The organism is Bradyrhizobium sp. USDA3010, from assembly GCF_056429065.1.
In genome coordinates this window covers 1-7,239 of sequence record NZ_JBWJZD010000093.1, presented here as the reverse complement: position 1 = coordinate 7,239, position 7,239 = coordinate 1, and the positions used below count along the sequence as shown (strand labels likewise).

Genomic DNA, 7,239 nt, shown 5'->3' with positions numbered 1-7,239 from the left:
GGAAATGAGAACGGCAGACTCGTATCGTCGGTCATGGCGAGTGTGGCGGCCCGGATGCGCGGAGGGTGGGTGTCAGCAACCGAATCCTACGCCACCTCAGCGGCTTACGCCACGCTCGCCAGCCTCTTAACAAGCCGCTGATGAATAAGACGGGCTAGGTCCGCTTCAGCAAAAAAAGCTGCGTGACATAAGGAAACACCACCTCGTCGGAATCACCGAGGCCGGCCTTACGCAGGATGGCGTCGGTCTTGTCGCGAAGGACCGCCTTTTCGGCGTCGGGAAGATTGGCGACATAGCTCGTCGACACGACGCGTTCATAGACACCGTGGCGCGCCATCCGATGCGGATGGTCCTGCACGAATTCCTTCTCGAGCACGAAGCGGGGATCCTGCAAGATCCAGCGCCAGCGCCCCGAGCGTTGCCGGGGCGTATCTCCGGCGTAGCCTTCGATCATGACGGACAAGGCGTCGACCCACGGCGCGCGGTCATCCCTGTTGTTCCAGACCAGCGCCAGCGTACCGCCGGGACGCAGGAGGCGCGCGATCTCGGCGACCGACGGTTCGTTGTCGAACCAGTGGAACGCCTGCGCGCAGGTCACGAGATCGACGCTGCCGGTTTCGAGGCCGATCGCATCGGCGCGGGTGTTGATGACCTCGATCCCTGCGTCGCTCGCGAGTTTCGCGGACATTTCGGCGACGGGCTCGATAGCGACCAGACGCGCTGTCTCGGACAAATGCGGAAGCAGCAGCCGGGTGAACTTGCCGGTTCCGGCTCCGAGATCGACGACACAGCGCGCGGCCTGCAGCGGCAGCGCCGCGACGATCTCCGCCGGATAGCTGGGCCGGCCCGCCTCGTAGGCTGCGACCGCGACACGATAATTCCTGGCCGTCGGGTTCAATGTCATTGTTGCTTCTCCTGCAAGCCGGGCATCTGCGATGAGATCTGCGGAACGGTATAAAGCAGCGCTGGTGCAGAACCGGAAGAGCGCGTCGAGTCAAGATTCGCTGAGGACCCGTCACCTCTGCGTCAGTGCCAGGCGCCTGGCGTTGCTCCTTGTTGAACAAAGTGCGCGCAGTTTGAATGATCCTGCTTCGGCAAGAATTGATATCGCAACTTTGCGCGCTTGTGTTGCATCAACGTCGCAGTTCCAGGTTGCAAGTTACGGTTGATTGAACCACAGTTCTTGAGAGCGGACGCGGTCTGTTGCGCTTGCGCGGGACAAGCCCGGTCCCGCTTCCGCACCGGAGCGACCATGCAGCGATCCAGGGCAGTCTTCATCACCGGTATTGTCTACGCCTTGATCGGCTTGGTCCTTGCGGGCGGCGGCATCTGGCTCGCCGCGCTGGGTGGATCCATCTCCTACATTGTCATCGGCGTCGGCATTCTCGCCACGGCTGCGCTCTTGCTGGCGCAGCACCGTTCTGCACTTTGGCTGTTTGCGATCGTGCTGGTCGGCACGCTGGCATGGGCCGTCTATGAGGTGAAATTCGACTGGTGGCCGCTTGCGGCGCGCGGCGACATCATCTTCCCGATGGCGCTCTGGCTGCTGACGCCCGTGATCGTTCGCGGGCTGCAACGAAACGAGCCGGTATCCTACAGGCGTGCGACCGCGCCACTCTGGGTCGGCGTCGTGGCGGCTGCGGCCGTCCTCGTGGCCGGGCTGCTGTCGAGCTATCACGACATCAATGGCACGATTGCCGAAGCCGGTCCGGCCGTGCAGCAAAGCGAGGCCGACCCGCAACCGGACGGTGATTGGCGCGCCTATGGACGCACGCAATTCGGACAGCGCTATTCGCCGCTGAAGCAGATCACGCCCGACAATGTCGGCAAGCTCAAGGTCGCCTGGACCTTCCGCACCGGCGACGTGCCGACGCCGGAGGATTCCGGCGAGACCACCTTCGAGGTCACCCCGATCAAGGTGCGCGACACGCTCTATCTCTGCTCGCAGCATCAGGTGCTGTTCGCACTCGACGCCAGGACCGGCACCGAGCGCTGGCGATACGATCCCAAGCTTGTGCACAACAAGACGTTCCAGCACATGACCTGCCGCGGGGTCTCCTATCACGAAACCGCGGCTGGCGCCGTCGACAGCAGCGGCAGTCCGGCGCCGGCCGGATGCCCGCGCCGGATCTTCCTGCCGGTCAATGACGGCCGCATGATCGCGCTCGATGCCGACAGCGGCAAGCTCTGCGACAGCTTTGCCGATCACGGCATCCTCGACCTGCAGCAAGGGATGGGAATCAAGACCGCCGGCTTCTTCGAGCCGACATCGCCGCCTGTCGTCAGCGACAGGATCCTGGTCGTTGCCGCCGCGGTGATCGACAATTACGCGGTCGAAGTGCCTTCGGGCGTGATCCGCGGCTTCGATGTCTACACCGGCAAGCTGGTCTGGGCCTGGGACTCCGCCGCGGCCGACGAGAACGCGCTGCCGTCGCCGACGCGTCATTACACCAACGGCTCGCCGAATTCCTGGATCACGGCCTCGTTCGATCCGAAATTGAATCTGGTCTACATCCCGACCGGCAACAACGGACCCGACATCTGGGGCGGCAATCGCGATGCGCTGGTCGAACGCTATTCGAGCTCCATCGTCGCGCTGGACGTCGACACCGGCAAGCGCGTCTGGTCGTACCAGACCGTGCATCACGATCTCTGGGACATGGACGTTCCCTCGCAACCGAGCCTGGTCGATGTGACGACGGCGAAGGGCGTCGTTCCCGCGATCATCCAGCCGACCAAGGTGGGCAATATCTTCGTGCTCGACCGCAGGACCGGCGAATTGATCGTGCCGGCGCCGGAACGTCCGGTGCCGCAGGGCCCCGCGCCCGGCGACCGCTCCGCACCAACCCAGCCGTTTTCCGAACTGACATTCCGGCCGGAAGCAAAGCTGACCGGCGCCGACATGTGGGGCGGCACGATCTTCGACCAGCTGCTGTGCCGGATCATGTTCCACAGCTTGCGCTACGCGGACACGTTCACGCCGCCCTCGTTGCAGGGCACGCTGGTCTTCCCGGGTAATCTCGGCATGTTCGAATGGGGCGGCATCGCGGTCGATCCTGTCAGGCAGATCGCCATCGCCAATCCGATGTCGCTGCCTTTCGTCTCAAGACTTATTCCGCGCGGCCCGCAGAATCCTCCTGCGCCGACCGCCGAGAAGCCGGTCGGCAGCGAGGTCGGGGTGCAGCCGATGTATGGCACGCCGTTCGGGGTGGATATCTCGAGCTTCCTCTCGCCGCTCTCCGTGCCGTGCTACCGGCCGCCATGGGGCTCGATGGCCGCCATCGATCTCAGGACGATGAAGATCGTCTGGCAGCATCCGAACGGCACGATCAGGGACACCACGCCGCTGCCGCTTCCGTTCAAGATGGGCGTGCCAATGCTCGGCGGGCCGATCACCACCGCCGGCGGCGTCGCGTTCTATACCGGGACCTATGAGTACACGATCCGTGCCTACGACGTGCGCGACGGCAAGGTGCTCTGGGAAGATCGCCTGCCGGCCGGCGCGCAATCGACGCCGATGAGCTACGAGGTCGGCGGCAAGCAATACGTCGTCACCGCGGCCGGCGGCCACGGCTCGTTCGGCACCAAGCGCGGTGACTATGTCATCGCCTACGCGTTGAAGGATTGAGCTGCTTCATCGGGGCCGTAATCTTTCTTCTCCTTCTCCCCTGAAAGGGGGAAGGTCGGGATGGGGTCCAGCAGCAGGCGATGCTTTCTGAGAGAGAGCGGATTCCACCCGCTTTGCTCCGGCGCGCAAAGCGACCTCCCCTTTGCAAGGGGAGGTGGAACTTGCCCAACCCGGATAGCGTCCGGAAGGGTTGGCAAGACCGGCCAAAGCCGCTAAAGGTCCGCCCCCTTTCACAGACAATCCGAGCATGACATGACGAGCGCCCCGCCCGCCGTCTCGATTGGCGTCGATTTTGGCACCAGCAACACCGTGGTCGCGCTGTCCGATGCCGATGGCCGCGTCGAGGCGATCCGCTTCGACCATGGCGGCCGCACGCATAGCGTCTATGTCTCCGCGCTGTGCTTCTGGGAGGACCGGCCCGGGGCCGGCCTGCATCCGCGCGCCGAGGGGGGCCCGTGGGCGATCGAGCAGTTCCTTGAAGGACGCACGATCCATCGCTTCATCCAGTCGTTCAAGACCTTTGCGGCAAGCTCGGCGTTCAACACCACCCAGATATTCCGGCAGCGCTACAAGTTCGAGGATTTGCTCGCGGCGTTCCTGCGCACGCTGACGCGCCATGCCGGCGAGGGCTTCGACTTGGGCGCACCGACCATCATGGTCGGCCGCCCGGTGAAGTTTGCCGGCGGCAATCCCAATGACGAACTCGCCATGCAGCGCTACCGGGCCGCGTTCGAGCGGCTCGGCGCCGGCCACGCGCGCTATGTCTACGAGCCGGTCGGCGCAGCGTTCTCCTTCGCGCGCAGCCTCGATCACGATGCGACCGTGCTGGTCGCCGATTTCGGCGGCGGCACCAGCGACTTCTCCGTCATGCGCTTCTCGCGCAAGGGCGGCGTGCTGCGCGCCGAGCCGCTGGGACATTCCGGCATCGGCATCGCCGGCGACACTTTCGACTACCGCATCGTCGACCACATCGTCTCGCCGCGGCTCGGCAAGGGCACCAACTACCGCTCGTTTGACAAGGTGCTGCCGATCCCCAATCACTATTATTCGAGCCTCGCGCGCTGGCATCAGCTCGCGATGATGCGAGGCAATGGCGATTTGCGCGAGTTGCAGCAGCTCGCGCGTACCGCGATCGATCCGGCGCCGCTGCACGACTTCATCACGATCGTCGACCACGATCTCGGCTTCGCGCTGTACCGCGCCGTATCCGACACCAAGGTCGCACTGTCGAGCCGCGACCGCGTCGAGTTTCGCTTTGTCCGCGAAGGCATCGATATCGGCGCGACCGTGACGCGCGACGATTTTGAATCCTGGATCGCCGACGACATCGAGCGGCTCGGCGCAACTGTCGACGAAGCACTGGCCAAGTCGGGCATCACCGCGCGCGACGTAGAGAAGGTGTTCCTGACCGGCGGCACCTCATTCGTGCCGGCCGTACAGCGCCTGTTCGCCGAGCGCTTCGGCGAAGCACGACTGACTTCGGCGGACCAGTTCGAATCGATCGCCTATGGTCTCGCCTTGATCGGCCACACGCCTGACCCCGACCGCTGGACCTTCGCCGAAGCGGCGTGACGGTTCGCGTCGCGCCTTGATCCCGGCCCAATACGCGATTAGATAATCTTACTTCATCAATTCGAGAGGATGCCGACAGCCATGGATTTCATCCGGACCGCAACGCCCATCAGCCTTGCCCACCGGGATATCCATTGCCATGCCTGCATCGATCACGCTCTCCCATCTGACCCTGTCCGCGCCTGACGGCCGGGTTCTCCTTTCCAATATCGATCTGAACTTCGGACCCGAACGGACCGGCCTTGTCGGCCGCAACGGCGTCGGCAAGACGACCCTGCTCGGCCTGATCGCAGGCACGCGCGCGCCGCAATCCGGCACGGTCGCTGTTCAGGGACGCGTCGCGATGCTGTATCAGGCGGTTCAGGTGCAGCCGGACGAAGGCGTCGTCGATCTGTTCGGCGCACGCGGTGCGCTGGCTGCGTTGCGCCGGGCCGAACAGGGCCTTGCGAGCACTGATGAGCTTGCGGATATCGACTGGACGCTCGACACCCGCATCGCATCGGCGCTCGCGCGCGTCGGACTGAACGACGTGCTGGACGCGCCGCTGGCGACGCTGTCCGGCGGACAGGCCACCAGGGCGCGCCTCGCCGCACTGACCTTCGCGCAACCGGACTTTCTGCTGCTGGACGAACCCACCAACAATCTCGACCGCGCGGGACGCCAGGCGGTGATCGACCTGCTCGCGGACTGGCGGCACGGCGCCATCATCGTCAGCCATGACCGCGAGCTGCTGGAGACCATAGATGCGATCGTCGAGCTGACCTCGCTGGAAGCCCGGCGCTACGGCGGCAATTGGAGCCAGTACCGTGCGCGCAAGGCCATCGAGCTGTCGGCAGCACGACACGATCTGGCCGATGCCGAGAAGCGCGTCGCCGAGATCGACCGCAAGGCGAGGGAAACGTCTGAACGGCAAGCGCGCAAGGATGGCGCCGGTGCGAGGAAGCGCGCCAAGGGCGATCTGCCGCGCATCGCCGCCGGGCTGCGCAAGGATCGCAGCGAGGACACCGGCGGCGAGAACGCCCGCCTTGCCGAGCGGCGGCGGACGCAGGCGCTTGAATTGGCCACTGCGGCGCGCCAGCGCATCGAGGTGCTGCAACCGTTCTCGGTGCAGCTGCCGTCGACGCAGCTGCCGGCGGGCAGGATGGTGCTGCGGATCGAAGCTGTTGACGCCGGCTACAGCGCGGACGCGCCGATCCTGCGTGATCTCACCTTCTCCATGTCGGGTCCGGAGCGCGTCGCGATTGTCGGTCCTAACGGCGCCGGCAAGACGACGCTGCTCAAGCTCGTCGGCGGCGATCTGACCGCGGCGCGCGGCACCATCGAGGTGATGACCCGCTTTGCGATGTTCGATCAGGCGGTCAGCCTGCTCGATGCCTCAGTCTCCATCCTGGATAATTTCTGGCGCATCAATCCGGATGCCGGCGAGAACGCCTGTCGCGCCGCGCTCGCGCGTTTCATGTTTCGCGCCGATGCAGCCCTGCAGACCGTTGCGAGCCTGAGCGGCGGCCAGTTGCTCCGCGCCGGCCTGGCCTGCGTTCTCGGTGGCGTGAGCCCGCCGCCGCTCCTGATCCTTGATGAGCCGACCAACCATCTCGACATCGAATCGATCGAAGCGGTCGAGGCCGGACTGCGCGCCTATGACGGCGCGCTGCTGGTGGTCAGCCACGATGAAGCCTTCCTCGAAGCCATCGCGATCACCCGAAGATTGGATCTCGCTGAGTAGAGGTGATGCGGCGCGGCGCAAGGTTTCGAACGACGAAGGCTGGTCAGAAAGTGAACAGCCGAGCACGCGTCGCCTTGGGGTAGGTCGTAAGGCGCGGTGCTCGGCTGTCAGGCCGCGCGGCGGTGCGGCCATTCCGCCAGCTGCGCTCGTCCCCACGGGCGAGGCCGTCGGAGCTGAATCTCGCCGGTTGCTAACCCGTCCTATTCGTGAGAGTGCGGCTTTTGGGCCCGATTGATGCGGCCGTACATCTGCTCTGACGAGGCGCACAGGATTGCCTTCGGCTTTTCACCGCCTGACGACCGGTACTTTGCAACGC

At 65.0% G+C, this 7,239-nt stretch carries 4 protein-coding genes; 3 read left to right on the top strand and 1 reads right to left on the bottom strand.

Going from position 1 to position 7,239, the window contains the following annotated elements; translation table 11 throughout:
- Nucleotides 1–154: 154 nt before the first annotated feature.
- Nucleotides 155–904 carry a class I SAM-dependent methyltransferase gene (locus AC066Y_RS42675; RefSeq protein WP_478279070.1) on the bottom strand — a complete coding sequence of 250 codons (750 nt, stop codon included), beginning with the start codon at nt 902–904 and terminating at the stop codon, nt 155–157.
- A 348-nt stretch (nt 905–1,252) separates the two neighbouring features.
- Here AC066Y_RS42675 and AC066Y_RS42670 point away from each other — a divergent pair, with 348 nt between their 5' ends.
- The 3 genes from AC066Y_RS42670 to AC066Y_RS42660 all read left to right on the top strand — a co-directional run bounded on the left by AC066Y_RS42670 (nt 1,253) and on the right by AC066Y_RS42660 (nt 6,923).
- Nucleotides 1,253–3,628 (top strand): glucose/quinate/shikimate family membrane-bound PQQ-dependent dehydrogenase, encoded by a 2,376-nt coding sequence (locus AC066Y_RS42670; protein ID WP_478279069.1) that lies wholly within the window; start codon nt 1,253–1,255, stop codon nt 3,626–3,628.
- 252 nt (nt 3,629–3,880) lie between these two features.
- Complete coding sequence (locus AC066Y_RS42665; protein WP_478279068.1) at nt 3,881–5,200, top strand: Hsp70 family protein; 1,320 nt, start codon at nt 3,881–3,883, stop codon at nt 5,198–5,200.
- A 139-nt stretch (nt 5,201–5,339) separates the two neighbouring features.
- Nucleotides 5,340–6,923, top strand: a complete 1,584-nt coding sequence (locus AC066Y_RS42660; RefSeq protein WP_478279067.1) for an ABC-F family ATP-binding cassette domain-containing protein — start codon at nt 5,340–5,342, stop codon at nt 6,921–6,923.
- The last annotated feature ends 316 nt before the right edge of the window (nt 6,924–7,239 follow it).